Here is a 25,985-nt window from a genome sequence, read left to right as displayed (position 1 = left end):
TCTGCACCACCACCGAGGACGTCACGGACCTCACCGGGGACCACGCCGAGCGGTGGCGGCTGTGGGACTCGTGCTTCGACCTGGACTTCTCCCGGGTGCCCGGGCCGGCGTCGCGGCGCCGCGACACCGCGAAGCCGCGCCTCCCGGGTCCTCGCCGCGCGTCCCGGACCGCCCGGCCGGACCTCGTCCGGTCTCGCGGATCCGCACGGACTCGGCCGCGCACGGTGGACAGGGCTCCCGGCCGGACAGCCGAGGGGCGCGGCCGGCGCGGCCGAGGGTCAGCCGGTGGTGAGCACCATCCGGAAGCGGGCGCGGCCGGCGAGCATCCGCTGGTAGGCCTGATCCGCGTCGTCCAGCGGGACGGTCTCGGTCATGGGGCGGATGTTGTGCAGGGCGCTGAAGGCCATGGTGTCCTGCACGTCCTGCGAGGTGCCGGACGGATGGCCCCGGACGACCCGGCCGGGCGAGATCAGCTGGGCCGGGCTGATGGCGAGCGGTGCCGTGTCCACGCCGATGACGACCAGCTCGCCGCGGGGCGCGAGGCCGTCGACGGTGGCCGCGGCGGCCGCGGAGTCGCCGGCGGTGGCCAGCACGACGTCGGCCCCGCCGAGTGACTGCAGCGCCTCGGCGACCGGGGTGCCGGAGGTGCTGTCGACGTAGTGATGGGCGCCGAGCTGCTTGGCGAACTCGGCCTTCTCCGGGCCCCGGGCGATCGCCACGGTCTCGAAGCCCATGGCGACCGCGTACTGCACGCCGAGATGGCCCAGGCCGCCGAGGCCCAGCACCGCGACCAGGTCGCCCGGCTCGGCGGAGCTGCGCCGCAGCCCGTTGTAGGTGGTCACACCCGCGCAGGCCATGGGTCCCGCGTCGCTCGCCGAGAGGGCGTCGGGAATCCGGGCCAGGGCGTCGACGGGCGCGACCACCTTGGTGGCGAACCCGCCGTCGTAGCTCCAGCCGGGGACCTGGAGGTTGGCGCACGCGATGAAGTCGCCCTGGCGGCACGGGGTGCAGTGGCCGCAGCTGCCGCCGAACCAGCCGACCGCGACCCGGTCACCGACCTGGTAGCCCCATTCCTGCGTGCCTTCGCCCAGTTCCTCGACCCGTCCGGCGATCTCGTGGCCGGGGACCACCGGGAACGTGATGCCCGGTACTGCGCCGTCCACGAAGAGGGCGTCGCTGTGGCAGACCCCGCAGGCCTCCACGGCGATCCGCACATGGCGTGGCCCGGGCTGCGGCACCTCCCGCTCGGCCAGCTCGAACGCGCCGGCTGCGGCCGTCACCTGTGCGACTCGGTAGCTGTTCATCGGTCTCTCCGGGGAACGGGTGGAACGGTCTCCGCACCAGCAGAACAGCTTCCGGCCCATCGCGCGCGCTGAGCCCCGGATCCCCCGACTCGACGTCACTGGTATGCGGGGAACCTGTGAGTCCATCACATGCCGGCCGCGTCCTTGCCACGATGGGGTCATGGACGACATCCCCGAGGCACCCGAGCCGATGCTGCGGGTCACCGTGGCCGATGACCCGAGTGGGCCGCAGTCGCTGCTCGACTGGCTGCGGCACGAGGACGAGTTGCGCGGGCGGCTGCGCCTGGAGTCCTCCTCCGGGGGGAGCGGCGGTGAGATGGGCGGCCTGTTCGACGTGCTCACCGTTGCGGTGGGCTCCGGCGGGGCCGGGGCGGTGCTCGCGCGCTCGCTGTCCACCTGGCTCGCCCATCGCCACACGGACGTGAAAGTCACCGTCAAGAGCTCGGACGGCCGCTGTGTCGAGGTCGACGCGCACCGGGTGCGGGACGATCTGCCCGGCCTGATGCGGGAGATACGGCGGCTGGTGGACGCCGGGGAGGAGCGGGAGTGAGCCGGTTCCCCGATCCGGCGCGGTCGCGCGCGGTGCTGATCGGTGTCAGCCACTTTCCGGAGTCCCCCGGGCTGGCGGACCTTCCCGCCGTACGCGAGAACGTCGCGAGCCTGTGGCGTCGGCTCACCCATGACGTCACGGGTGTGCTGGAACCCGAGCACTGCGAGGTCGCCGACCCGGAGGGCTCCACCGCCGACATCGGCCGCGCCATCGGCAGGGCCGCCGAGGAGGCCTCGGACCTGCTGCTGGTGTACTACGCCGGCCACGGCCTCGTCGACGACCGGGGACGGCTCTACCTGGCGACGCACGCGACCCGCGCCGAGGCCCCGAAATACAGCGCACTGGGCGTCGACCTCCTGCGCGAGGACCTGGGCGGCAGCGGCGCCGCCGCGCGCGTGCTGATCCTGGACTGCTGCTTCTCGGGGCGGGCCATCGAGGTCATGTCGGACGAGGACGGACTGGTAGACGGCCAGCTCTCGATCGCGGGCACCTACACGATGACGTCGACCACTTCCAACGCCCCTTCGTACGCGCTGGCCGGCGAGCGGTACACCGCCTTCACCGGGGCGCTGCTGGCCGCGCTGGACAGCCCGCGGCCGCTCTCCCTCGACGAGATCTACCGCAGCGTCGTCGCCGACCTGCGGTCCCGGGGCCTGCCCCGGCCCCGGCAGCGGGCGACCGACACGGCCGGAGCCCTGCTGCTCGCACGAGGTCCGGGCGAACCCGACACGCGGCCCGCCGATCCGGTGGCCGAAGTGCGGTTCAGCCGTGACCGGGCGGCGGCGAAGGGCCAGTTGAAGCGGAACGCGGCGAGGCCTCTTGCCTTCACGTCCTCGTTCGTGCTGGCCATGCCCGTCCTCTTCGCGTGGCTGAACCACGACCCGAGCTGGCTGTGGGGCATCCCCGTGTTCGGGGGTGCGTGCGCCACCCTGGCCGGGCTGATCGCCCTTGTGTCGGTGTGGTCCTTGCCCCGGCAGGCGGAGTTGGTCATCGACCGCTCGGCCGTCACCGTGGAAGTGCACAGGGGCACGGCCGGGGCCGGCACGCTGCGGATACCGTGGAGGGACGTCTCGCACGTCGGCGTCCTGCCACCGAAGCGCGGTTCGGTGAACCCGAAGCTGACGCGGGTCTACGAGGGCAACCACCTGCTGGTGGTCCGCCTGCGGCCGAGCGTGCCGTTCCCCTCCACCAAGGACATGCGCTTCTCGGCGGACCTGCACGAGCTCGGCTACCGTGTCGTCGCCACGATCGGGAGCTTCGGTGCCGGCAAGGAGGAGGTCCTCGCCGCGCTGGACCGGTTCGCGGGCGACCGGGTGCTGCATACCGAGCAGGAGTTCCTGGCCCGCGACCCGCGCATCCGGCCGAAGATGTTCTGACTCGCGGCGTGCCGAGAGTTCCTGCGGGCCGGGGGCCGGCCCGACCCACCTCCGCCTGCCGCGGCGGTGTTCCGGATCGCCCCCCATCGGCGCCCGGCCCGACTCGCCTTCCCCTGCCCGGCGGTGTTCCGGATCGCCCGCCACCGGCACCCGGTCCGACCGCGGTGCCGGGCTCCTCGCCGCCGGGTGCCAGGGGGCGTCCGTGGGGGCCGCGGCGCACCGGGGACGCTGCCCGCCGCTGATGGATCAACGTTCAACGACTCCCCGCCGCAGCGCTCGCCGCCTCCTGGGGTCGGTCATAGAGTGACCTACATCACGCCAGCTGGCTGATTCCGTCACTCCTGCCCACCCCGGCTCGGAGGCCGCATGACGCACATCAAGATGACCGTGGACGGCACGGCGTACGAGGACGACGTGGAACCGCGTCTTCTGCTCGCCCACTATCTGCGCGACCGTCTCGGCCTCACCGGCACCCCGATCGGCTGCGACACCTCCAACTGCGGGGCGTGCACCGTCGACCTGGACGGGGCGACCGCCAAGAGCTGCTCGGTACTCGCCGTGCAGGCGGACGGCGGCCGGGTGACGACCATCCAGGGACTGGCGCAGGACGGCGAGTGGACGCCGCTGCAGCGCGCCTTCCACGAGCACCACGGTCTGCAGTGCGGCTACTGCACCCCTGGGATGATCATGGCGGCCCGCGATCTGCTGCGCGAGAACCCGCGCCCCACCCCGGACGAGGTCCGGCAGGCGCTGGAAGGCAACCTCTGCCGGTGCACCGGCTACCAGAACATCGTCCGCGCGGTGCTCGCCGCGTCCGAAGCCCAGACCCCGTCCGAGGGACGGGCCGCGTCCGCCGGGCAGCCCGCGTCCGGGCCGGGCCCCGCCTCCGGGCAGCAGCTCAGCGAGGAGGCCCCGGCATGACCGACCAGGCCGTAGAGCACGAGATCGGCCGCTCCCGGCTGCGCAAGGAGGACGCCCGGCTGATCACCGGGCAGACCAACTGGACCGACAACATCCAGGTCGCGGGCCTGCTGCACCTGGCCGTCCTGCGCAGTCCGATGGCCCATGCCCGCGTCACCCGCGTCGACGTCTCCCCCGCCCTCGAACGGCCCGGTGTCGTCGCCGCCTTCAGTGGCGCCGATCTCGCCGAAGGACTGGGTTCGCTGCCCTGCGCCTGGCCGGTGACGGAGGACATGGTGCTGCCCGACCATCCGCCGCTGGCCGTCGACGAGGTCCGCTACGCCGGCGACCCGGTGGCGGTCGTCGTCGCCCGCGACCGGTACGCGGCCGCCGACGCGCTGGAGGCCGTCGACGTCGAGTACGACCCGCTGCCCCCGGTGCTGGACCTGGAGGCCGCGCTCGCCGACGACGCCCCGCCGGTCCACGCCGGCAAGGGCACCAACCGCTGCTACACCTGGCCGCTCGCCGCCGGCGAGAGCTTCGACGCGGTGCGCGAACGCGCCGAGTTGACCCTGAAGCGCCGCTACCACCAGCAGCGGCTGATCCCCAACGCCATGGAACCGCGCGCCGTGGTCGTCACGCCGCTCGCCGCCTCCGGCGAGTACACGGTCTACTCGACCACCCAGATCCCGCACATCCTGCGGATCATGCTCGCGACGGTCACCGGCATCCCCGAGCACAAGCTCCGGGTGATCGCCCCGGACGTGGGCGGCGGCTTCGGCTCCAAACTCCAGGTGTACGGCGAGGAGGTCCTGGCCCTGGCCGTGGCGCGCAGGCTCGGCCGCCCGGTGAAGTGGATCGAGTCCCGCTCCGAGGGCTACCTCGCCACCCATCACGGGCGCGGCGTGATCCAGGACGTCGAGATCGCCGCCACCCGCGAGGGCAGGGTGCTCGGCCTGAAGGTGGACCTCCTCGCCGACATGGGCGCCTACCTGATGCTCGTCACCCCGGGCATCCCGCTCCTCGGCGCCTTCATGTACCCGGCGATCTACAAGATGGACGCCTACCAGTTCACCTGCACCGGCGTCTTCACCACCCGCACGCCCACCGACGCCTACCGCGGTGCCGGCCGCCCCGAGGCCACGTACGCCATCGAGCGGATCATGGACGAGCTCGCAGTGGAACTCGGCCTGGACCCGGTCGAGGTACGGCGCCGGAACTGGATCCGGCACGAGGAGTTCCCGTACACCACGATCGCCGGGCTGACCTACGACAGCGGCGACTACGAGGCCGCGACCGAGAAGGCGCTCGGCCTGTTCGGCTACGACGCGCTGCGCGCCGAACAGCGCGAGCGCAACGAGCGGGGCGACCTCGTACGCCTCGGCATCGGCGTGTCGACGTTCACGGAGATGTGCGGTCTCGCGCCCAGCCGGGTGCTGCGCGACCTGCGCTACGGCGCCGGCGGCTGGGAGGCGGCGAGCATCCGCATGCTGCCGACCGGCAAGGTCGAGGTCGTCACCGGCACCAGCCCGCACGGGCAGGGCCATGTCACCTGCTGGAGCCAGATCGCGGCGGACGTCCTCGGGGTGCCGTTCGAGGACGTCGAGGTGGTGCACGGAGACACCAGGACGGCCCCGCAGGGCATGGACACCTACGGCTCGCGGTCGCTGGCCGTGGGCGGCGAGGCGGTGCACCGCGCGGCGGTGAAGGTGGTGGAGAAGGCGCGCCGGATCGCCGCTCACCTGCTGGAGGCGAGCGAGCAGGACCTGGAGTTCAGCGGCGGAGCGTTCTCCGTCAAGGGCTCGCCGGAGGCCCGCAAGACGATCCAGGAGATCGCCTTCGAGGTGTTCACCTCGCACGACCTGCCGGACGGGGTCGAGCCGTCCATCAACGCCGAGACGGTCCTCGACCCGGAGAACTTCTCCTTCCCGCACGGCACCCACCTGTGCGCGGCCGAGGTCGACACGGAGACCGGCCGGATCCGGATCCGCTCGTACGTGTGCGTGGACGACGTCGGCACGGTCGTCAATCCGATGATCGTCGAGGGCCAGGTGCACGGCGGACTCGCCCAGGGCATCGCCCAGGCGCTGTTCGAGGAGGCCGTCTACGACGAGCAGGGCAACCTCGTCTCCGGCACCATGGCCGACTACCTCGTACCCTCGGCGGCGGACCTGCCGGACTTCGTCACCGACCGGACGGAGACTCCGGCGGTCGACAACTCCATGGGGGTCAAGGGAGTCGGCGAGGCGGGGACGATCGCGTCGACGCCCGCCGTCGTGAACGCCGTGGTCGACGCGCTGCGGCCGCTCGGTGTGCGGGACGTGCGGATGCCCTGTTCCCCGCACCGGGTGTGGCAGGCGATCCGGGCGGCGCGAACCGGTGCCGCCGACGGGGCCCTGGGGACCGGCGGGGCCGGGGGCACGGGGCCGGCGCAGTCCGGCCAGTCCGGGCAGGCGGCCCGGTCCGGCGACATCGGTCAGTACGACGACCTCGGCGGGCCCGGTCCGTCCGGGAAGGAGGCGGGTCCGGCATGATTCCTCCCGCGTTCGACTACGCCCGTCCGAGCAGCGTCGACGAGGCCGTCCGCACGCTCGCCGACGCCGGGGAGGACGGCAAGGTGCTGGCCGGCGGGCAGAGCCTGCTGCCGCTGCTGCGGCTCCGGCTGGCCTTCCCCGAACTCGTCGTGGACGTCGGCCGGATCCCGGAGCTGCGCGGGGTCCGCGAGGACGGCGGCACCCTCGCCATCGGCGCCATGACCACGCATCACGACGTCGTCCACGACCCGCTGGTGCGCCGCCACGCCGGTCTGCTCGCCGAGGCGACGGCCACGGTGGCCGACCCGGCCGTCCGGCACCGGGGCACTCTCGGCGGCTCCCTCGCCCACGCCGACCCCGCCGGCGACCTGCCCGCGGTCGCGCTGGCCCTGGACGCCGAGCTGGTGGTGGCCGGGCCCGGCGGCCGGCGCACCGTCCCGGCCCGGGAGTTCTTCGTCGACTATCTGCAGTCGGCGCTGGCGCCCGACGAACTCCTCGTGGAGGTGCGTATCCCGAAGACGGACGGCTGGAGCTTCCACTACGAGAAGTTCCACCCGGTCGCCCAGTCCTGGGCGATCGTCGGGGTCGCGGCGCTGGTGCGGGGCGACGACGGGCACATCGCCGAGGCGCGGATCGCTCTGACCAACATGGGCCCGACCCCGCTGCGGGCCGCCGCGGCCGAGCGGGCGCTGTCGGGGGCCGACGGTCCCGAGGCCGTCGCACGGGCCGCCGAGGCGGCGGCCGAGGAAGCCCGGCCGGCACAGGACCTGGCCGGCTCACCCGAGTACCGGGAGCACCTCGCGCGCGTGCTGACCCGGCGGTCGGTGCTGACCGCCATGGGATGGGGGTGAGCCCCGATCACCCGGATGGACGACCCGGAGCAGGTGCGCGGGCGCCTGGAGGAGACGGGGTACCTCGTCGACGAGGGGCTGGCCATCGCCTGCTTCCTGGCCCTGAGGCTGCACCGGCCGCTGTTCTGCGAGGGCGACGCGGGCGTCGGCAAGACCGCGCTCGCGAGCGCCCTCGCCCAGGCGCTCGGCGCGCCGCTCATCCGCCTCCAGTGCCACGAGGGCATCGACGCCTCCCAGGCCCTGTACGACTGGGACTTCCCGCGTCAGCTGCTGCACCTGCGGGCCGCCGAGGCGGCCGGGGTGACGGACGCCGACCGCCTGGAGAGCGAGCTGTACGACCGGCGTTTCCTCATCGACCGGCCGCTGCTGCGCGCTCTGCGGACACAGCCGTCGGTGCTGCTGGTCGACGAGATCGACCGGGCCGACGACGAGTTCGAGGCGTTCCTGCTGGAACTGCTGTCCGAGTACTCCGTCACGATCCCGGAGCTGGGCACGTTGCGCGCGCAGGAGCCGCCGGTGGTCGTGCTGACCTCGAACCGGACGCGGGAGGTGCACGACGCCCTGAAGCGGCGGTGCCTGTACCACTGGTTCGACCATCCCTCCTTCGCCCGCGAACTGGCCATCGTGCGGCGCCGGCTGCCGCGGGTGTCGGCGCGACTGGCCGAGCAGGTCACCGCGCTGGTGCAGGCGCTGCGGGGCGCGGAGCTGATCAAGCCGCCGGGTGTGGCGGAGACGATCGACTGGGCCGAGGCCCTGGACGCGCTGGGGGCCGCCGAGGTGGACCCGGATCTGGCGCTGACGACTCTGGGATCGGTGCTGAAGTACCGGGAGGACGCGGATCGGGCGCGGAGCCTGGACCTGGCGGCGGTCCTCGCGGCCCGGGGGGTGTGACGGCGGTGCGCCCGACCGGAGAAGGGCCGGAACGACCATCCGCGGCCGAGACCCCGCCCTGGTTGGAGCCACCTGGGAGGGAGGCCGACGCCTCATCGCCCGGGGCGCCGGCCGCGCCGCCTGGTACGGGTACCGGGTCGCCCGGGGCCGATGCCGTACTGCTCGGTTTCGTGCGGGCGTTGCGGGCGGCCGGGCTCGATGCCGGTACCGAGCGGCTCCACGCCTTCCTGCGGGCCGTCGACGTGCTGCGGCCGGGCCTGCGGGCGGACGTGTACGGGGCGGGCCGGGCGACGCTGTGCGGCGGGCACGACGACCTGGAGGTGTACGAGCGGGTGTTCTCCGCGTACTTCGGGGCCCGCGGCGAGCCGCCCCGGCGCGCGGTGCGGGCCGCACCCACGCCCCGTCTGCGGCTCGCCGTCCGGGAGGCGGTCGCCGGGCCGGGCGGTCCGGACCGGAGCGAGCCCCAGGGGCCGCCGACGGCCGCCCTCGCCAGTTCCGCCGAGGTGCTGCGGCACCGCGACGTCGCCGAGCTGGACGCCGCCGAACGGGCCCAGCTACGCCGTCTGCTCGCCGCGTTCGCGCTGCGCGGGCAGACCCGGCGGTCGGCGCGGCGGCGGCCCGCGCGGCGCGGGGACGTCGATCCGCGCCGCACGGTGCGGGAGTTGCTGCGGCGCGGCGGGGAGCCCGCCCTGCTGCGGCGGTACGCGCGCGTGCGACGGCCGCGCCGGGTCGTGCTGCTCGTCGACGTGAGCGGCTCGATGGCGCCGTACGCCGACGCGCTGCTGCGGTTCGCGCACGCGGCGGTGCGCGGCGGCCGCACCGAGGTGTTCACCATCGGTACCCGGCTGACCCGGGTGACCCGCGAACTGTCCCACCGGGACCCGGACCTGGCGATGTCCGCACTCGCCGCGGCCGTGCCCGACTGGCGCGGCGGCACCCGGCTGGGCGAGCTGCTGCGCGAGTTCCTCCACCGCTGGGGACAGCGCGGTATGGCCCGCGGCGCGGTCGTCGTGCTCCTGTCGGACGGCTGGGAACGCGGAGATCCGGAGCTGCTCGGTGCGCAGATGCGCCGCCTGCACGCCCTGGCCCACCAGGTGGTCTGGGCCAACCCGCGCAAGGCCCGCCCGGGCTACGCGCCCCTCGCCGCCGGGATGGCCGCGGCCCTGCCCAGCGTCGACGCCTTCGTCGAGGGGCACAGCCTCGCGGCGCTGGAACGGCTGGCGGCGGTGGTGCGGGGAGCCGCGGACGGGCGGCCGTCGTGAAAGGGGCACAGCGTGCGTGACATCCTCCCGGCGCCGGAGCGGCCGGCCACCGTCGCGCGCGGAGCCGCGGACAGGGCGGCCACCGTGAAAGGAGCACAGCGTGCGTGACATCCTCCCGGCGCCGGAGCGGCCGGCCACCGTCACACGGGGAGCCGCGGACAGGGCGGCCACCGTGAAAGGGGCACAACGTGCGTGACATCCTCCCGGCGCCGGAGCGGCCGGCCACCGTCACACGGGGAGCCGCGGACGGGGCGGCCACCGTGGAAGGGGCACAACGTGCGTGACATCCTCCCGGCGCTGGAGCGCTGGTATGCCGCCCGGATCCCGTTCGGGCTCGCCACGGTCGTCGCGGTCAGCCGCAGTGCGCCGCGCGGACCCGGCGCGGCCATGGCCGTGGGCCCGGACGACGAGGTCGTGGGCAGCGTGTCCGGGGGCTGTGTGGAGGGCGCGGTGTTCGAGCTGGCGCAGGAGGTGGCGTCGAGCGGCGAGGCGCGGCTGGAGAGCTTCGGGTACAGCGACGAGGACGCGTTCGCGGTCGGCCTCACCTGCGGCGGCGAGATCACTGTGCTGGTGCGCCCCGTGACGCCCGCGACGGACCCGGCGTTCGGGGAGGTCGCCGCGACGGTGGACGCCGGCCGGCCGGTGACCGTGGCCACGGTGATCGACGGGCCCGCTCCGCTCGGGAGCACGCTCGCGGTCTGGCCGGACACCGTCGCCGGCACGCTCGGCACGGAGGGGCTCGACGCCGCCGTCACCGCCGACGCGCGCGGTGAACTCGCCCTGGGTGTCACGGTCCTGCGGCACTACGGTCCGCGCGGGGAGCGTCGCGAGGACGACGTCACGGTGTTCCTGCAGTCCTTCGCGCCGCCACCGCGCATGCTGGTCTTCGGCGCGATCGACTACGCGGCCGCGGTGGCCCGTATCGGCGACTTCCTCGGCTACCGGGTCACCGTGTGCGACGCCCGCCCGGTGTTCGCCACGCCCAAGCGGTTCCCGGCGGGTGTGGAGGTGGTCGTGGACTGGCCGCACCGCTATCTGGAGCGCACCGGCACCGACGACCGCACGGTGATCTGTGTCCTCACCCACGACCCGAAGTTCGACGTGCCGCTCCTCGAGGAGGCGCTGCGCCGGCCGGCCGCCTACATCGGGGCGATGGGCAGCCGCCGTACCCACGCCGAGCGGCGCGAGCGGCTGACCGACGCCGGTCTGACCGAGGCCGAGCTGTCCCGGCTGCGCTCACCGCTCGGGCTCGACCTCGGGGCCCGTACGCCCGAGGAGGTCGCCGTGTCCGTCGCCGCCGAGATGGTCGCCCTGCGCTGGGGCGGCAGCGGGGCGCCGCTCACCGTGACGGCCGGGGCCATCCACCCGACCGCGGCCGTCTGACTGCGAGGAGAAGTCATGGAGCTGCAGCACGAGTTCACCGTCCCCGTCCCGGTCGACGACGCCTGGCACGCGCTCCTGGACATCGAACGCGTCGCCCCGTGTCTGCCCGGCGCGGCGGTGGAGGAGTACGACGGCACGACCGTGACCGGTTCGGTGAAGGTCAAGGTCGGCCCCGTCACCGTGACCTACCGGGGTACCGCCGTCTTCCAGGAGCAGGACGAGTCGGCGCACCGGATGGTGCTCGTGGCGAGCGGCCGGGAGACCCGCGGGCAGGGCACGGCCCGGGCGACGGTCACCGGCACGCTGACCGGGCGCGACGGCGGTACGGCGGTGTCGGTGCGGACCGATCTGACGGTGACCGGGCGTCCGGCGCAGTTCGGGCGCGGGGTGCTGGCGGAGGTGGGTGACCGGCTGGTGGGCCGGTTCGCGGAGTGCCTGGCCCAGCGGCTGGCCGAGCGACCCCCGGCCGAGGCGGAGCCGCAGCGGCCGGACGGCACCGCACCGGCGCCGCCCCGGCTCGTCCCCGCGGCGGCGCAATCACCCGGCGCGACCGAACCGGAACCGCTCCCCCGGAGCCAGGCCGGCCCCGCCTTCCCCGAGCCGGAACCCCTCGACCTGCTCCGCACGGCCGGGATGCCACTGGCCAAACGCGCGGCCGGCCTCACGGCGGTGATCGCACTGCTGGCCTGGGCGGGGACCCGGCTGAGACACCGGGACCGAAGGGGCCGCACCGCTTCCCGCCGATGACACCGGCCCGTCAACACGCCGGGCACCCGGCACGCCGGTGACCGGCAGCCTCGCAACACCTCGGGCACCCCGCACGCCGATGACCGGCAGCCCCGCAACACCTCGGGCACCCCGCACGCCGATGACCGGCAGCCCCGCAACGCCCCGGGCGCGCGCCCCTCACAGCCGTGACCGACAGCCCCTGCAGCCCCCGGGGGCGCGAGGAGCCGCGGGGAGGGGAGCTCAGACGTCGCCGGCGACCAGCGCGTGCAGATGCAGGTCGTGCCAGCCGTCCGTGTGCAGTTCGGCGCTGCGCAGGGTGCCCTCGAAGGTGTAGCCGGCCTTCTCGGCCACCCGGCAGGACGCCGGATTGGCGACGGCGTGGTACAGGCTCAGGCGGTGCAGACCGAGGTCGGCCAGGGCCCAGTCGCTCAGGCGCCGGGCCGCCTGGACGGCGACGCCGCCTCCACGCGCCTCGGGCAGCACCCAGTAGACGACTTCCGCGGTGCCGCGGGCGAGGTCGACGTCGTTGAGTCCGGCGAGGCCGACCGCGGCGTCGCCGAGGGGGGCGATCGCCCAGATCGCACCGGTCTCCGTGCGTCGGCGCTCGTGCAGGCGCTCGATGCGGGTGCGGGCCTGGTCGCGGCTGTCGACGCGGAAGAGGTTCCACTTGCTGATCGCCGGATCCCGCCCGGCCGTGTGCAGGGCGTCCGCGTCGGCGTCGGACAGGTGCCAGGGCCGCAGTTCCAGGCCGCCGGGCAGCGGCAGCACGGGCTGGTCGCCGTCGGCGAGCCGGCCTGCGGGTACGACGGCGGGTGCGCCGTGGCTGGAGATCATCGGGGCATGGTGCCACAGGCCGCTAGCCTCGCGGCAGGCGGTGCAGGGTCACGTCGGTGAGCGCTCCGTCGGCGACCGTCGCCGTGAGGTAGGTGCAGTGCGGCTGGCGGCGGCGGTCGGTCGGGGAGCCGGGGTTGAGCAGCCGCAGGCCGCCGGGTGCGGTGGTGTCCCAGGGGATGTGGCTGTGGCCGAAGACCAGCACGTCGAGGTCCGGGAAGCGGGCGGCGCAGCGGGCCTGGCGGTCCTGGGCCTGCCCGGTCTCGTGCACGACGCCGAAGCGCAGGCCGCCCAGTTCGGCGTACGCCACCTCGGGGAGCCGGGCGCGCAGGTCGGGGCCGTCGTTGTTGCCGTAGACCCCGATCAGCCGGCGGCTGCGGCTCTCCAGCAGGTCGAGGGTGGCGGTGTCGACCCAGTCCCCGGCGTGCACGACGACGTCCGCGTGCGGGAGTTCGGCGAGCAGCGGCTCCGGCAGCCGCTTGGCGCGCTTCGGCAGGTGGGTGTCGGACATGAGGAGGAGGCGCACGCCGTCAGCCTATGCGGGTCGCGAGGCCGGGCGGCGGATGCCGCCCAGAGCGCCGAGCACCCCCGCGCCCGCGCCGAGGGCCGTGGCGGCCGGGTGCCGGACCGGGGTCTCCCGCCAGGAGCGGGAGTGGGCGCTGTCGTCGAAGGCGCCGCGCGCGCCCTGGTCGCCGGCCGGGTCCGGTCGACCGGTTCGACCAGGCTGTCCGGGCCGGAGCCCCCGCCGGCCGCCGCGACGAGGGCCGAGGCGGTCGTCGCCCGGCGGGCCGCGCGGGGCGCGGCGATCACCCGGGTATTCGACAGGTAAAGCTGAACAGTTGCACCTGGACAGCTCACCCTGTTGGTTCTACGCTGACCGCATGGATCACATCTCCGAGTCGGCCGTCCGCGCCGCGCGCGACCTGCGCGTGGTGTTCAGCCGGCTGCGGCGCCGTATCCGCGAGATCGCCCAGGACGCCGACCTGACCCCGTCGCAGGAGTCGGCGCTCACCCTGGTCGGCAAGCACGGCGCGGCCACGGCCAGCGCGCTGGCAGCCGCCGAGGGCGTCCGGCCGCAGTCCATGGCCACCACCCTGGCCGGCCTGGAGCAGCACGGGCTGATCCGCCGCGCCCCGGACCCCGACGACGGCCGGCGTCAGCTGGTCACCCTCACCGACACCGGCCGGGCCCGCGTCGAGGGCAACCGGCAGGTGCGCGAGGAGTGGCTGGCCCGCGCCTTCCAGGACCGGTTCACCGACGAGGAGCGGCAGACGGTCCTCACGGCGCTGGAGCTGATGGAACGGCTGTCGCAGCCGTGATCGCGGTGGTCTGAGGAGGTACCCGGGTGCGCGCCGCGGCGCGGCAGGCGCACCCGGCGTTCCGAGAGCGCCGCGGATCCTCACAGACGTCGGCGCGCCGGGCGTGTGCGCCGCGACGGCGGTGCTCGTCCCGCGCCGCGCCGGTCCCGGCCGGGGCCGCACGCCCCGGCCCTGTTCACGCTCGCCGGCTCTCCCCTGCCGCCGGCGACGACATCGTCCGGCCGTTCCCACGGCCGGTCCCCCCCTCGAAAGGCCTGACCGACCCATGTCGCTCACCACTCTCGACCCCCGTACCGCCCTGGTCGCGATCGACCTGCAGAACGGCATCGTGGCCATGCCCACCCAGCCGTACCCGGGCGCGGACGTCGTGTCCCGCACGGCCGAACTCGCCGAGGCCTTCCGCGGCCACGGCCTGCCCGTGGTCCTCGTCCGCGTCTCGTTCGCGGCCGACGGGGCCGACGCCGTCCCCGGCCGCACCGAGCGCCAGCCGCGCGGGCTGGCATTCCCCGAGGGCTGGGACGTCGTCGTGGACGAGCTGTCCGGGCATCCCGGCGACATCCACGTCACCAAGCACAACTGGAGCGCCTTCCACGGCACCGACCTGGACGTCCAGCTGCGGCGCCGGGGCATCACCCAGATCGTGCTGACCGGCATCGCCACCAGCATCGGCGTCGAGTCCACCGCCCGCGACGCCTACGCGCACGGCTACCACGTCACCCTCGCCACGGACGCCATGGCCGACAGCGACCCCGCGGCGCACACGGGCAGCGTGGAGCGGATCTTCCCGCGGCTCGGTGAGAGCGGTACGACCGCCGAGGTCCTGGAGCTCCTCCGCAAGACCCACGCCTGACCGGCCGGCCCGGCCCGTGGCCGCCGGGGCACACGCACCGGCGGTGACGGGCCGAGGGAGCGGGCCCGGGGGGAACCGCAGCAGTCTCAGCGTGCGTCGCTGCGCCTCGGCGGTTCCCACCAGTGCCGGTTGTCGCGGTACCAGGCGACCGTCTCGGCCAGTCCGGTGGTGAAGTCGCGGCGCGGGCGGTAGCCGAGTTCGTCGCGGGCCTTGCTCCAGTCCACCGAGTAGCGCAGGTCGTGGCCCTTGCGGTCGGCCACGTACGCGACCCGGTCCCAGCCCGCACCGCACGCCTCCAGCAGCAGCCCGGTCAGGTCCCGGTTGCTCAGCTCGGTGCCGCCGCCGATGTTGTAGACCTCGCCGGGGCGGCCGTGGGTGCGCACCAGATCGACGCCCCGGCAGTGGTCGTCGACGTGCAGCCAGTCGCGGACGTGGCGCCCGTCGCCGTACGGGGGGACCGTGCGGCCCTCGAGGAGACGGGTGACGAAGAGCGGGATCACCTTCTCGGGGAACTGGCGCGGTCCGTAGTTGTTGGAGCAGCGGGTGATCCGGACGTCCAGGCCGTGGGTGTGGTGGTGGGCCAGTGCCAGCAGGTCGGAGGAGGCCTTGGAGGCGGAGTAGGGGGAGCTGGGGGCGAGCGGGTGGTCCTCCGTGCAGGAGCCGGTCTCGACGGAGCCGTAGACCTCGTCGGTGGAGACGTGCACGAACGGGCCGACGCCGTGCCGCAGGGCCGCGTCCAGCAGGGTCTGGGTGCCGAGGACGTTGGTGCGGACGAACTCGCCCGCGCCCTCTATCGACCGGTCGACGTGCGACTCGGCGGCGAAGTGCACCACCTGGTCGGTGCCGGACATCAGCTTGTCGACCAGCCCGGCGTCGGTGATGTCGCCGTGCACGAAGTCGAGGCGCGGATGGCCCGTCGGCAGGTTGCCGAGCGTGCCGGCGTAGGTGAGCTTGTCCAGCACGGTGACGCGGGGGGCGTCCGGGGCGTCGCCGGCCAGGAGCGTGCGGACGTAGTGGGAGCCGATGAAGCCGGCGGCGCCGGTGACGAGAAGGTTCATGAACGTATCCGGACCTGCCGTGGTCGTGCGCGGGACGAGGCGGCGGGCCTCGGTACTCCGTCCGCCGAGGCCGCCTCGGGCCACCGGCCGGCCGGGGGCCCGGGCCTCGCCCACGACACCCTAACGGGCGGGGCCGGGAGCGTCGTGCGCTTCCCGGCCCCGCCCGCCGTCCGGCGATCTTCCCGGCAACCGACCGGCGTCCGGACGTCTGCCCGGGCCCGACAGGCCGTCCGGACGCCGCTCGGCCGCGCCGGCCGCCCGGACGTCTTCCCGGCCGCGCCGGCCGTCCGGCCGCGCCGTCTCCCGTCGGTTTCGCGCTCAGTCCTCGCCGCGCACGATGTTGTCCTCGGCCGGGGCGCCCCCGGGCCGGTCGGAGGTGCGCTCCAGGACGGCGGGGACGCAGGTGCGCGGGCCGCGGCTCGCGCACCGCTGGGCCTCCGCCCAGCCGGTCTCGACAGGAGCTGTTGCGGGTTTCTCGGTCAGCTGCGCGGTCACGTCATCCATCTTCCTTCTGCGCCGAATGTACGGTTTCGGGTCCCCGCCCCGCACAGCGGCAAACCCGGGACCGGCGACAGCGGGTCAGGTCTGACCGCCGCCGCCCCCGCCGAAGGAGCCACTGGAACCGGGCGACCATCGCGAGCGCTGCTGGTCGTCGGCGCGCTTGGTGCCGACGTTGCCGAGCTGGTGCGGGGTGAGCCGTTCGCTGTTGTCGGCGGCCCGGGGCACCTCGTCCGGCTCGCGCCGCTCCTGGACCTCGTGCACCGGTCCGGAGGGCGGCATCGTGGGCTGCTCGTCGGGCCGGGGCGGCCCCGGTTCGCGCCGGCGCACCTTGCTCCCCAGCCGGAAGGCCCAGATCAGTCCGGCGACGCAGGCCAGCCCCGCGACGAGAATGATGACGTATCCGAACACCTGCACGCCCGCGGCTGATTCGTACATGGCAGTTTCCATGGGCCACGGGTACCCGGGGCCCGGCCGGGGATGCCCGGGCCGGTGGTCTTCAGCCGATCAGCGCAGGGGTCCGCACGCACCACGCCCGGGTGCAGGGCGTGGCGTGTTCGGGCCTCCGGCCGCCCGGGAGTAGCGTCGCCCGCGATGACCGAATCGCCGCAGATGTCAGAGATCCTGGAGATCACCGCCCGGTACACGGCGCCCGCTCCGCGCCCGGGCCGGGCCCTGCTGCGGTGGGTGTCCACCACCGACCACAAGGTGATCGGCCGCTTCTACATGGTCACGGCGTTCTGCTTCTTCCTGCTGGCCGGGGTGCTCGCGCTCGGCATGCGCGCCGAACTGGCCCGGCCGGGTCTGCAGCTGCTGAGCAGAAACGGCTACGACCAGTTCCTCACCATCCACGGCACGATCATGATGCTGCTGTTCGCGACGCCGATGTTCGCCGGGTTCGCCAACGCCGTGATGCCGCTGCAGATCGGCGCCCCCGACCTGGCGTTCCCGCGGCTGAACGCGCTGTCGTACTGGATGTACCTGTTCGGCGGGCTGATGGTGGTGTCGGGGTTCCTGGTGCCGGGCGGGGCGGCGGCGTTCGGCTGGTTCGCCTACGCGCCGCTGAACAGCGCCTACTTCTCCCCCGGTGCGGGCGGTGACCTGTGGGTCATGGGGCTGGTGGTGTCGGGCGTGTCGACGACGCTGACCGCGGTGAACTTCCTCGCCACGGTCATGTCGCTGCGCGCACCGGGCATGACCGTGTTCCGGATGCCCATGTTCACCTGGAACGTGCTGTTCACCTCGATCCTGATCCTGCCGGCGTTCCCGGTGCTCACCGCGGCCCTGCTGGCGCTGGAGGCGGACCGCAAGTTCGGGGCGCACGTCTTCGACGCGGCGAACGGCGGCGCGCTGCTGTGGCAGCACCTGTTCTGGTTCTTCGGGCATCCCGAGGTCTACATCGTGGCACTGCCGTTCTTCGGGATCGTCTCGGAGATCATCCCGGTCTTCTCCCGGAAACCGCTGTTCGGCTATCTGCCCATGATCGGGGCGACGACCTCGATCACCATGCTGTCGGCGGTGGTGTGGGCGCACCACATGTTCGCCACCGGCGCGGTGCTGCTGCCGTTCTTCTCGGTCATGTCCTTCCTGATCGCGGTGCCCACGGGCATCAAGTTCTTCGCCTGGATCGGGACCATGGTCCACGGGTCGGTCTCGTTCGAGACGCCGATGCTGTGGTCGCTGGGTTTCCTGGTGTCGTTCCTGCTGGGCGGGCTGAGCGGGGTGCTGATCGCCGCTCCGCCGCTCGACTTCCACCTGACCGACTCGTACTTCATCGTGGCGCACCTGCACTACGTGCTGTTCGGCACGGTGGTGTTCGCGATGTTCGCCGGGTTCTACTTCTGGTGGCCGAAGTTCACCGGGAAGATGCTGGACGAGCGGCTCGGCAAGGTGCACTTCTGGCTGCTGTTCCCGGGATTCCAGCTGACGTTCCTGGTGCAGCACTGGCTCGGCGAACAGGGGATGCCCCGCCGGTACGCGGACTATCTGCCGGAGGACGGCTTCACCCTGCTCAACACGCTGTCGTCGGCGGGCGCGTTCCTGCTGGGCGTGTCCACGCTGCCGTTCCTCTACAACGTCTGGCGCACGGCGGCCAAGGCCGAGAAGGTCCTCCTCGACGACCCCTGGGGGTGGGGGCGCGGCCTGGAGTGGGCGACGTCCTGCCCGCCGCCCCGGCACAACTTCGTGGCGCTGCCCCGGATCCGGTCGGAGTCGCCCGCCTTCGACCTGAACCATCCGGAGGTCGGGACCCCGGCCGGCGAGGAGAGCGCGCGATGAAGGCGGAGGCGATGCTGTTCGGCGGGGTGGCGCTGTTCTTCGGGGGCTCCGCCGCCCTGTACGGGCTGTGGTCGCGGGACGAGACGGGCACCACCGCGCTGGTCGTGGCGTGCGGGATGGCGGCGCTGGTCGCCTTCTTCTGCCTGGTCCAGTACCGGCGCCGGGGCACGCGTCCGCAGGACCGCCCCGACGCCGCGGTGGCCGACGGGGTCGGTCCGGTGGCGTTCTTCCCGGACGAGAGCGTCTGGCCGGTCGTCACCGCGTTCGGCTTCGCGGTGACGGCCGCCGGCGTCGTCTTCGGGCTGTGGCTGTTCCTCATCGGGCTGGGCGTTCTGGCTCGCGGCGTGGGCGGGCTGGTGTTCCAGTACGCGCGACGGTGAGCGGTCTGCGCGGAGCGCCGGGCCGGAAGCTCTGGACGGGCTCGTGGTCGTCCTCGTAGCCGCCCGCGACGTTCTGGCGGATCTCCCCGGTGGGCACGCCCGCTGCCAGGCGTTCGCCTTCGGCCCGGGTCAGGGCCCGGCACAGCCACCGGGTCACCAGGAACGCGAGGACGGGCGCCACCACGAGGGCGACGCGCAGCACCCAGGTCAGCGCGTCGAGGGAGACACGGAAGGTCAGGGCGATGATGTCGTTGCCGCCGGCCAGCAGCAGCACCGCGTAGAAGACGGTGCCCGCCACGCCGAGGCCGGTGCGCACGGGACGCTCGCGGGGCCGGTCGCACAGATGCTGCTCACGGTGCCACTCCCCCGTCAGGCGCTGCTCAACGAACGGGTAGGCGTAGAGCGCGGCGAACAGCAGGCCGGGCAGGACGACGGCCGGGAGCAGCACGTTCCACATGAGGGTGTGCCCGGCGATGTTCGTCTCCCACGGCGGTACGAGCCGCAGCGCGCCCTCCAAGAAGCCGACGTACCAGTCGGGCTGGGAGCCGGTGGAGACCAGGTCCGGGCGGTAGGGGCCGTAGGTCCAGACCGGGTTGACCTGGGCGAGGCCGGACAGCAGCACGGTGACGCCGAAGACGGTCAGGGCCAGCCCGGTGGAGGTGGCGGTGAACTGCGGGAAGAGGGGTTTGCCGATGACGTTGCGCTGGGTGCGGCCGGGGCCCCGCCACTGGGTGTGCTTGAGGTGGAAGACCAGGATCAGATGCACCGTCACGAGCGCGACGAGGACGCCGGGGAGCAGCAGGATGTGCGCCGGGTACAGGCGGGTGATGATGTCGTGGCCCGGGAACTGGCCGCCGAAGGCGAAGAAGGCGACGTACGTGCCCACCACGGGGATCGACAGCATGATGCCGTGTGCGATGCGCAGTCCGGTGCCGGAGAGCAGGTCGTCGGGGAGCGAGTAGCCGGCGAAGCCCTCGGCGAGGGAGATCACGAACAGGGTCAGCCCGATGACCCAGTTCAGCTCGCGCGGCCGGCGGAACGCGCCGGTGAAGAAGATCCGCAGCATGTGCAGGCCGATCGCGCCGACGAAGACGAGCGCGGCCCAGTGGTGGGTCTGCCGCATCAGCAGCCCGCCGCGCACGTCGAAACTGATGTGCAGGGTGGAGTCGAAGGCGGCCGACATGCGCACGCCGCGCAGCGGCGTGTACGGGCCCGTGTAGACGACCTCGCGCATCTCCGGCTGGAAGAAGAACGTCAGCCACACGCCGGTCAGGACCAGCACGAGCAGGCTGTAGAGGGCGATTTCGCCGAGGAAGAAGGACCAGTGCTCGGGGAAGGCCTTGCGCAGCAGCGAGCCGCCCTCGACGACGGGCAGCCGGGCGTCGGCCGCGTCCACGAGCCGTTCGGCGCGGTGGCCGGCTCGGCTCACGGCTCCTCCGTGGCGGCGGCCCGCTCCACCTCGGCTTCCACCTCGGCCCGCGGCCGGCCCGTCTCCTTGGCGTACTCACTGACCGCGGTCTGCACGTCGCGGGCCAGGTCGCGCCAGGCCCGCAGGGCGGTCTCGTAGGTGCCCGACTGGGCGCCCGTCATCCGCCGGTCGGCCGGCGGGCCGTAGGTCTCCCGCAGTTCCTCGACCGTGGCGCCGGCCGCGTCGGCCGCGCGCTGCTTCTGCACCAGTTCTTGGAAGGTGTGTGCCACACCAACCGACCCTAGGCACGGGTCGCGCGGCGCGCCCGCCGAACCGGACTGAACGGCCCTCACCCGTACCCCGAGTGGCGGGTCGCCGGGCCGGCACGAGATCCGAGTGGCGGGGCGGCCGGCCGGCACCGAGTGGCGGGGTCGGTCGGCCGGCACGAGATCCCAGTGGCGGGGTCAGTCGCCCGGTACGAGGTCCGCCCACACCTGCTTCCCGCCGCTGACCGGGATCGTGCCCCACGCCGCCGACACGGCCTCCACCAGCAGGATGCCCCGGCCGCCCGTGGCCTCCCAGCCGATGCCGGCCGGCTTGACGGGGCTGCGCGGCGAGGAGTCGGCGACGGCGAGCCGCAGCCGGTGGTGGACCAGGCTCATGTCGAGCCGCACCGGGCCGCCGGTGTGCACGAGGGCGTTGGTGACGAGTTCGGAGACCACCAGCAGGGCGGCGTCGAGGGTGCCCTGGGCGACGCCCCAGGCGCGCAGGGTGCGCCGGGTGAACCGGCGGGCGTGCCGCACGGCCTCCGGCACCCGCCACACCGTCCAGCTCTCCCGCAGCGGCCGTACGGCCATGCCGTCGTAGCGCGTCAGCAGCAGGGCCACGTCGTCGCCGCGGTCGGCGCCGGTGAGCAGGGCGTCGGCGACCAGCCCGAGATGGGCGGGGTCGGCGGCCGACAGCCGGGCGGCGAGCCGTTCCATGCCCTCGTCGATGTCGGTCTCGGCGGACTCCACCAGGCCGTCGGTGGTGAGCGCGATCACCGTGCCGGGCCTGAGCCCGAGCGGGGTCATCGGGTACTCGGCCTGGCTCGTCACGCCCAGCGGCGGCCCGCCCTCGGCCTGCACGATCTCGGTGGAGCCGTCCGGGTGGCGCAGCACGGGCTGCACGTGGCCCGCCCGCACGCACAGGGCGGTGCCCTGCTCCATGTCGACGTCGACGTAGGCGCAGGTGGCGAAGAGGTCGGTCTCCATGTCGAGCAGCAGCCGGTTGGCGTGCGCGACGACGACGTCCGGGGGGTGGCCCTCGGCGGCGTAGGCGCGCAGCGCGGTGCGCATCTGGCCCATCAGGGTGGCGGCGCCCGCGTTGTGGCCCTGGACGTCGCCGATGACCAGGGCCACGTGGTTGTCGGCGAGCGGGATCACGTCGTACCAGTCGCCGCCGACCTCCAGGCCGGCGGTGGTGGGCAGATAGCGGGCGACGGCGACCGCGCCGGGCAGCCGGGGCAGGCGGCGGGGCAGCAGGGTGCGCTGGAGCATGCCGACGAGTTCGTGTTCGGCGTCGAAGGCGTGGGCGCGCAGCAGGGCCTGCCCGGTCAGGCCGGCGCAGGCGGTGAGCAGGGCGCGTTCGTCGGGGCCGAAGGCGTGCGGGCTGTCCCAGCCGATCAGGCAGGCGCCGGCCATGCGGCCGCCGGCGGGCAGCGGCAGCACCGCGAGGCCGCCCGGACCGACCTCGGCGAGAGCCGGCTCCAGGGCGCTGCCGGCGGGCCAGATCCGGGCCCGGCCCTCGCGCAGCGCGGCGGCCAGCGTGGGCATGGCGCGCACCGGCGCGTCGGGCCACTCGGTACGCCATTCGCTGCGCCACACCTCGGGCCAGGCCTCGGCCTCGGGCGGGTCGAGGACCGTGACCACCAGCCGGTCGTTGTCCAGTTCGGCGACGGCGATCCGGTCGGCCTGCAGTGGCCTGCGCAGCGCGGCCACGACGGCCTGGCCGACGTCCCTGACGGTGCCCGCGATGGCGAGGGCGGCGGCGAGGCGCTGGACACGGGCCACGTCCGTGACGTCGGAGCGCAGGGTGGAGGCGTCGGCGACGGTACCGACGAGGCGGGCCGCACGGCCCTGGCCGGCGGGCAGCATCCGGCCGCGCAGTCTCAGCCACTTGGGCGGGCCGGAGGGCTGCACGACGCGGAACTCCAGCTCGCGGTCGCCGATGGACATGTGGTCGGCCTCGACCACGGACATCAGCGCGGGCAGGTCCTCGGGCACGGTGAGCCCGAGCAGGCTCTCCACCCGGCCGTCGAACTCCTCCCGGCCGATGCCGAACAGGCGCAGGATCACGTCACCGACCTCGACCCGGCCGGTGTCCATGGCGAGACTGAAGGCGTCCGGGGTCAGTTCGCCGGTGTCCTCGGCGAAGCCGGCCGCGGCGGGTACGGCGATCGCCCGGGCGACCAGCTCCAGAACGGCGCGGTCGTCGGCGCCGAAGCCGTCGGGGTGCTCGGTGACGGCCAGCAGGCAGCCGCCGCCCGCCGGACCGAGCGGCTGGACCGCCACGGAGAACTCGCCGGACGGGGTGCGCCGCGCCTCGGGGCCGCCGGCCAGTTCCGCGGGGCCGAGCCACAGCGGCCGCCCGGTGCGATGAACCTCGGCGACGGGGGACGCGCCGGCGGCCGGATAGCCGTCGCGCAGCCCGTACAGGGTGCGCGGCAGCCCCGCGGACTCGGCGAGGCACAGGTGGGAGGGGTCGCCGCCGGGCGTGTACACCCCGGCGAAGGCGGCCCCGGCGAGTACGAGGGCCTGTTCCAGGACGCGGCGGAGCCGGTCGGGGGCGGCGGGCGACGCGGTGAGCGTGTACAGAGCGGCTTCGGCACGCTCCGGCGCCGTTCTCGTTCCGCTGATCGCAGCGCCCTCACTCACCACGTCGCCATTACAGCGCGTACGGGCCGTCCGCGCAGCCCCGCTGACGTGAGGGCTTGTCCCGGATGCCCCGGCTGCCGCCGGCGGCGACCGCGGCGACGCCGACCAGGACGGTGAAGGCGAGCATCGCCGTGCCGCCGCTCCAGCGGCCCAGCAGGGCTCCCGCCAGGGTGGGGGCCAGGGCCGCCGCCGAGCCGGCGGCCAGGAGGATCACGCTGACCACGCGGCCCTGCAGAGCGTCGGGGGTGACCGCGGCCTGGTGGCCGAAGAGGGCGGCGTTGGCGGTGGGCCCGAGGAAGACGGCGGCGGCCAGCGGCACCGCGGCGAGGATCGTGGTGGACAGCAGCGCGCTGACCGCCATCAGCGCGGCGGTGGTCCAGCAGAGCACGGTGAGCAGTACGGGCAGCCGCAGCATGCGCTGCAGGACCGGCGCGGCGAAGGCGCCGAGGAGGCCGCCCGCCGCGAAGATCGTGCCGGCGAGGCCGACCAGGAACGGCGGCAGTCCGGCGCGTCTGAGCGAGAGGGTCAGTGCGAAGACCGTACCGGTGAACGCCATGTTGAGCGGCGCGGCGATCAGCAGCAGAGCACGCAGGAACGGGTGGCGCAGCACGAACCGCACACCCTCTGCGGCCGACGCGCCCGCGGACGGCGGGCCTTGCTGCCGGGGCTGTTGGAGGGGCTGCCGCACCCGGAGGACGGCCGCAAGCGAGAGCAGGAAGCTGAGCGCGTTGCCGGCGAAGGGCAGGGCCCGGCCGATCCCGAACAGCAGGCCGCCCAGCGGCGGGCCGGCCAGCGAGGTGCCGTAGGCGCGCGCCTCGTTGCGGGCCACCGCGTCGGCGAGCTGGCCGGGGCGTACCAGACTGCGGATCGCGGCGTGCTCGGCGGTGCTGAAGACGGCCGTCGCGGCGGCGCTGCAGGCCACCACGGCGACGATCACGGCGAGGTGGGCCGAGCGCGCCAGGAGCAGACAGGCGAGCAGGGTGAACAGGGCCAGCCGGACGAGGTCGGAGACGATCATCAGCCGGCGCCGGTCGAAACGGTCGGCGAGGACACCCGCCGGCAGCCGGCAGACCATGGTGACGGCGAGGCCGGTGGTGCCGACGAGTCCGGCGCGCGCCGGTGAACCGGTCTGCTGCAGGACCAGCAGCGGCACCGCCAGGTCCGTCATGGCGCCGCCGAGGTCCGACAGGCACTGGCCGGCCCACACCAGGTTGAAGTCGCGGTTGCGCCACAGGCTCGGCGGCCGTCCGGTGTCCGGCGCGCCGGTGCCGTCCCCGGCGAGCGGCGGCCGGGTCACACCGGGTCCGCGCTGCGCGGTGCACCCGCCGCATCCGCCACCGTGTCCACGGTCCTCGCGGTGCCTGCCGTCTCCACGGTCCTAGCGGTGCCTGCCGTGTCCGCGGTGCCTGCCGCCAGGTTCTCCGCGCCGACCACCGGATGCGCCTCGTCCGCGGCCGAGTCGGCCTCACCCGCCATCGAATGCGCCCTGCGAGCCGCCATGTTCGCCACGCCCGCCACCGGATCGGCCGTGCGCACCGCCAGGTTCGCCACGCCCGCCACATGATCCGCCGTGCCCGCCGCCAGGTTCGCCACGCCCACCACCGGGTTCGCCGTGTCCGCCGCCGGGCTCGCCACGCCCGCCACTGGATCGGCCGTGCGCGCCGAGAGGTTCGCCGCGCCCGCCACCTGATCCACCGTGTCCGCCGCCGGGCTCGCCGCGCCCACCACCGGATCCGCCGTCCGCTGCGGGTGGTCCGCGGCGGGGGTGCCGGTCGTCGCGGTGGTCGCCGTCCTCGTGGGGACGACCAGCAGCCTGGTCACGGAGCCGTCGTCGGCGACGACGTCGCGCACATGACGGAAGCCCAGGCGCCGGCACATCGTCAGACTCGCGGTGTTGTCGGCGCCCACCATGCCGTAGGCCTCGTCGACCCCGAGGTGGTCGGCGGCGTGGCGGAGCAGGCCGCGCACCACCTCGCCGCCCAGCCCGCGGCCCCAGTGTTCGGGGACGAGCGCGGTGACGAGTTCGTGGCCGTCGACGTTGCCGGTCCTCTTCACCTCGGCGTGGCCGACGTACGCGCCCTGGAGCCACAGGCCCCACACGTCGAAGCGGTTCTGCGGGTAGACGTCGGTGAGGATGGCCCGGAACAGGGCGCGGATGTCGGCTTCGGGCACGAGGTCCTGGCCCATCCAGCGGCACACCTCCTCGTTGCGCAGCAGCGCGACGAAGGCGTCCTCGTGTTCGGGGCGGTAGGGCAGGAACTCCAGGCGCTCGGTGCGCAGTACGGGGGTCATGGCGGGCTCCTCGGAGGCGGTGCGTCATGGTGGGGCCGAGGGCGGTGGGGCGCCGGTACGGCGGGACTGCGGGCGGTGGGGGGGGCCGCCGGGCCGGCCCGGTGCGGCCGGCCCGGCGTGGTGGTGCCGGGCCGGCAGCCGGTCAGGCTTCGGCGTTCTCCATGCGCTCGCGCAGGCTGCGCGGGCGCATGTCGGTCCAGACCTCGTCGACGTAGGCGGAGCACTCGGTCTCGGTGCCCTCCTTGCCGACGGTCTGCCAGCCGGCGGGCACCTCGACGTCGACGGGCCACAGGGAGTACTGGTCCTCGTCGTTGCGCAGCACCTGGTAGCGGGTGTTCTCGTCCATGTCACGTTCCTTCACGGTGGTCGTTTCGGGT

General features: G+C 74.1%; 26 protein-coding genes. 14 read left to right on the top strand and 12 right to left on the bottom strand.

Features of this window, described 5'->3' with window-relative positions; genetic code table 11:
• Positions 1–278 precede the first annotated feature (278 nt).
• The gene (locus tag ABVB68_RS28915; protein WP_353604107.1) at positions 279–1,304 is read right to left on the bottom strand and encodes an alcohol dehydrogenase catalytic domain-containing protein; all 1,026 of its coding nucleotides are present in this window, start codon (positions 1,302–1,304) and stop codon (positions 279–281) included.
• Positions 1,305–1,464: 160 nt separating this feature from the next.
• Here ABVB68_RS28915 and ABVB68_RS28910 point away from each other — a divergent pair, with 160 nt between their 5' ends.
• The 9 genes from ABVB68_RS28910 (at position 1,465) to ABVB68_RS28870 (ending at position 11,798) form a co-directional block, all read left to right on the top strand.
• Positions 1,465–1,854 carry an effector-associated constant component EACC1 gene (locus tag ABVB68_RS28910; protein ID WP_353604106.1) on the top strand — a complete coding sequence of 130 codons (390 nt, stop codon included), beginning with the start codon at positions 1,465–1,467 and terminating at the stop codon, positions 1,852–1,854.
• On the top strand, positions 1,851–3,230 hold the full coding sequence (locus tag ABVB68_RS28905) for a caspase family protein (RefSeq protein WP_353604105.1): 1,380 nt from the start codon (positions 1,851–1,853) through the stop codon (positions 3,228–3,230). The genes ABVB68_RS28910 and ABVB68_RS28905 overlap by 4 nt, the downstream gene beginning before the upstream one ends.
• A gap of 366 nt (positions 3,231–3,596) precedes the next feature.
• On the top strand, positions 3,597–4,151 hold the full coding sequence (locus ABVB68_RS28900) for a (2Fe-2S)-binding protein (RefSeq protein ID WP_353604104.1): 555 nt from the start codon (positions 3,597–3,599) through the stop codon (positions 4,149–4,151).
• The gene (locus ABVB68_RS28895; protein ID WP_353604103.1) at positions 4,148–6,664 is read left to right on the top strand and encodes a xanthine dehydrogenase family protein molybdopterin-binding subunit; all 2,517 of its coding nucleotides are present in this window, start codon (positions 4,148–4,150) and stop codon (positions 6,662–6,664) included. Before ABVB68_RS28900 ends, ABVB68_RS28895 begins: the two co-directional genes overlap by 4 nt.
• Positions 6,661–7,515: an FAD binding domain-containing protein gene (locus tag ABVB68_RS28890; protein WP_353604102.1), complete on the top strand. Its 855-nt coding sequence runs from the start codon at positions 6,661–6,663 to the stop codon at positions 7,513–7,515. Before ABVB68_RS28895 ends, ABVB68_RS28890 begins: the two co-directional genes overlap by 4 nt.
• Before the next feature lie 15 nt (positions 7,516–7,530).
• Complete coding sequence (locus ABVB68_RS28885; protein ID WP_353604101.1) at positions 7,531–8,406, top strand: AAA family ATPase; 876 nt, start codon at positions 7,531–7,533, stop codon at positions 8,404–8,406.
• 170 nt (positions 8,407–8,576) lie between these two features.
• Positions 8,577–9,668 (top strand): vWA domain-containing protein, encoded by a 1,092-nt coding sequence (locus tag ABVB68_RS28880; RefSeq protein ID WP_503006319.1) that lies wholly within the window; start codon positions 8,577–8,579, stop codon positions 9,666–9,668.
• A gap of 276 nt (positions 9,669–9,944) precedes the next feature.
• Positions 9,945–11,051, top strand: a complete 1,107-nt coding sequence (locus ABVB68_RS28875) for an XdhC family protein (protein ID WP_353604100.1) — start codon at positions 9,945–9,947, stop codon at positions 11,049–11,051.
• A 15-nt stretch (positions 11,052–11,066) separates the two neighbouring features.
• Positions 11,067–11,798, top strand: coding sequence for an SRPBCC family protein (locus ABVB68_RS28870; protein ID WP_353604099.1), 732 nt, complete (start codon positions 11,067–11,069; stop codon positions 11,796–11,798).
• Between the two features lie 222 nt (positions 11,799–12,020).
• Here ABVB68_RS28870 and ABVB68_RS28865 read toward each other — a convergent pair whose 3' ends face one another.
• A complete protein-coding gene (locus tag ABVB68_RS28865; RefSeq protein WP_353604098.1) occupies positions 12,021–12,614 on the bottom strand; it encodes a GNAT family N-acetyltransferase in 594 nt (197 codons plus the stop codon).
• A gap of 22 nt (positions 12,615–12,636) precedes the next feature.
• Positions 12,637–13,137 carry a metallophosphoesterase family protein gene (locus ABVB68_RS28860; protein ID WP_353604097.1) on the bottom strand — a complete coding sequence of 167 codons (501 nt, stop codon included), beginning with the start codon at positions 13,135–13,137 and terminating at the stop codon, positions 12,637–12,639.
• Positions 13,138–13,263: 126 nt separating this feature from the next.
• Here ABVB68_RS28860 and ABVB68_RS28855 point away from each other — a divergent pair, with 126 nt between their 5' ends.
• The 3 genes from ABVB68_RS28855 (at position 13,264) to ABVB68_RS28845 (ending at position 14,780) form a co-directional block, all read left to right on the top strand.
• Entirely contained in the window at positions 13,264–13,440 is a 177-nt protein-coding gene (locus ABVB68_RS28855) for a hypothetical protein (protein WP_353604096.1), read from the top strand.
• A gap of 52 nt (positions 13,441–13,492) precedes the next feature.
• A complete protein-coding gene (locus ABVB68_RS28850; protein WP_353604095.1) occupies positions 13,493–13,930 on the top strand; it encodes a MarR family winged helix-turn-helix transcriptional regulator in 438 nt (145 codons plus the stop codon).
• Between the two features lie 265 nt (positions 13,931–14,195).
• Positions 14,196–14,780, top strand: a complete 585-nt coding sequence (locus ABVB68_RS28845) for an isochorismatase family protein (RefSeq protein ID WP_353604094.1) — start codon at positions 14,196–14,198, stop codon at positions 14,778–14,780.
• Between the two features lie 86 nt (positions 14,781–14,866).
• Here the strand turns inward: ABVB68_RS28845 and rfbB are convergent, their stop codons facing one another.
• From rfbB to ABVB68_RS28830, 3 genes are all read right to left on the bottom strand, one after another.
• Positions 14,867–15,838 carry a dTDP-glucose 4,6-dehydratase gene (gene rfbB / locus ABVB68_RS28840; protein ID WP_353604093.1) on the bottom strand — a complete coding sequence of 324 codons (972 nt, stop codon included), beginning with the start codon at positions 15,836–15,838 and terminating at the stop codon, positions 14,867–14,869.
• Positions 15,839–16,156: 318 nt separating this feature from the next.
• The gene (locus ABVB68_RS28835; protein ID WP_353604092.1) at positions 16,157–16,342 is read right to left on the bottom strand and encodes a hypothetical protein; all 186 of its coding nucleotides are present in this window, start codon (positions 16,340–16,342) and stop codon (positions 16,157–16,159) included.
• 75 nt (positions 16,343–16,417) lie between these two features.
• Entirely contained in the window at positions 16,418–16,774 is a 357-nt protein-coding gene (locus ABVB68_RS28830) for a DUF6479 family protein (RefSeq protein WP_353604091.1), read from the bottom strand.
• A gap of 174 nt (positions 16,775–16,948) precedes the next feature.
• On the opposite strand from ABVB68_RS28830, the gene ctaD reads away from it, so the two are divergent.
• A complete protein-coding gene (gene ctaD / locus ABVB68_RS28825; protein ID WP_353604110.1) occupies positions 16,949–18,613 on the top strand; it encodes an aa3-type cytochrome oxidase subunit I in 1,665 nt (554 codons plus the stop codon).
• Positions 18,610–18,993, top strand: coding sequence for an aa3-type cytochrome oxidase subunit IV (ctaF, locus tag ABVB68_RS28820; protein ID WP_353604090.1), 384 nt, complete (start codon positions 18,610–18,612; stop codon positions 18,991–18,993). Before ctaD ends, ctaF begins: the two co-directional genes overlap by 4 nt.
• On the opposite strand, the gene qcrB is transcribed toward ctaF, so the two are convergent.
• From qcrB to ABVB68_RS28790, 6 genes are all read right to left on the bottom strand, one after another.
• Positions 18,929–20,422 (bottom strand): cytochrome bc1 complex cytochrome b subunit, encoded by a 1,494-nt coding sequence (gene qcrB / locus ABVB68_RS28815; RefSeq protein ID WP_353604089.1) that lies wholly within the window; start codon positions 20,420–20,422, stop codon positions 18,929–18,931. The two genes, ctaF and qcrB, sit on opposite strands and share 65 nt — an antisense overlap.
• Positions 20,419–20,691 (bottom strand): hypothetical protein, encoded by a 273-nt coding sequence (locus ABVB68_RS28810; protein ID WP_353604088.1) that lies wholly within the window; start codon positions 20,689–20,691, stop codon positions 20,419–20,421. The genes qcrB and ABVB68_RS28810 overlap by 4 nt, the downstream gene beginning before the upstream one ends.
• Positions 20,692–20,865: 174 nt before the next feature.
• Positions 20,866–23,319, bottom strand: coding sequence for a SpoIIE family protein phosphatase (locus tag ABVB68_RS28805; RefSeq protein ID WP_353604087.1), 2,454 nt, complete (start codon positions 23,317–23,319; stop codon positions 20,866–20,868).
• Between the two features lie 7 nt (positions 23,320–23,326).
• Positions 23,327–24,613, bottom strand: coding sequence for an MFS transporter (locus ABVB68_RS28800; protein ID WP_353604086.1), 1,287 nt, complete (start codon positions 24,611–24,613; stop codon positions 23,327–23,329).
• On the bottom strand, positions 24,610–25,608 hold the full coding sequence (locus ABVB68_RS28795; protein ID WP_353604085.1) for a GNAT family N-acetyltransferase: 999 nt from the start codon (positions 25,606–25,608) through the stop codon (positions 24,610–24,612). Before ABVB68_RS28795 ends, ABVB68_RS28800 begins: the two co-directional genes overlap by 4 nt.
• Before the next feature lie 142 nt (positions 25,609–25,750).
• A complete protein-coding gene (locus tag ABVB68_RS28790) occupies positions 25,751–25,954 on the bottom strand; it encodes an MbtH family protein (RefSeq protein ID WP_353604084.1) in 204 nt (67 codons plus the stop codon).
• Positions 25,955–25,985 lie beyond the last annotated feature (31 nt).

This window comes from Streptomyces sp. NPDC096012, from assembly GCF_040426375.1.
Lineage (GTDB): Bacteria > Actinomycetota > Actinomycetes > Streptomycetales > Streptomycetaceae > Streptomyces.
The sequence above is the reverse complement of the archived record's forward strand: the minus strand, read 5'-3'. Positions and strand labels throughout refer to the sequence as shown.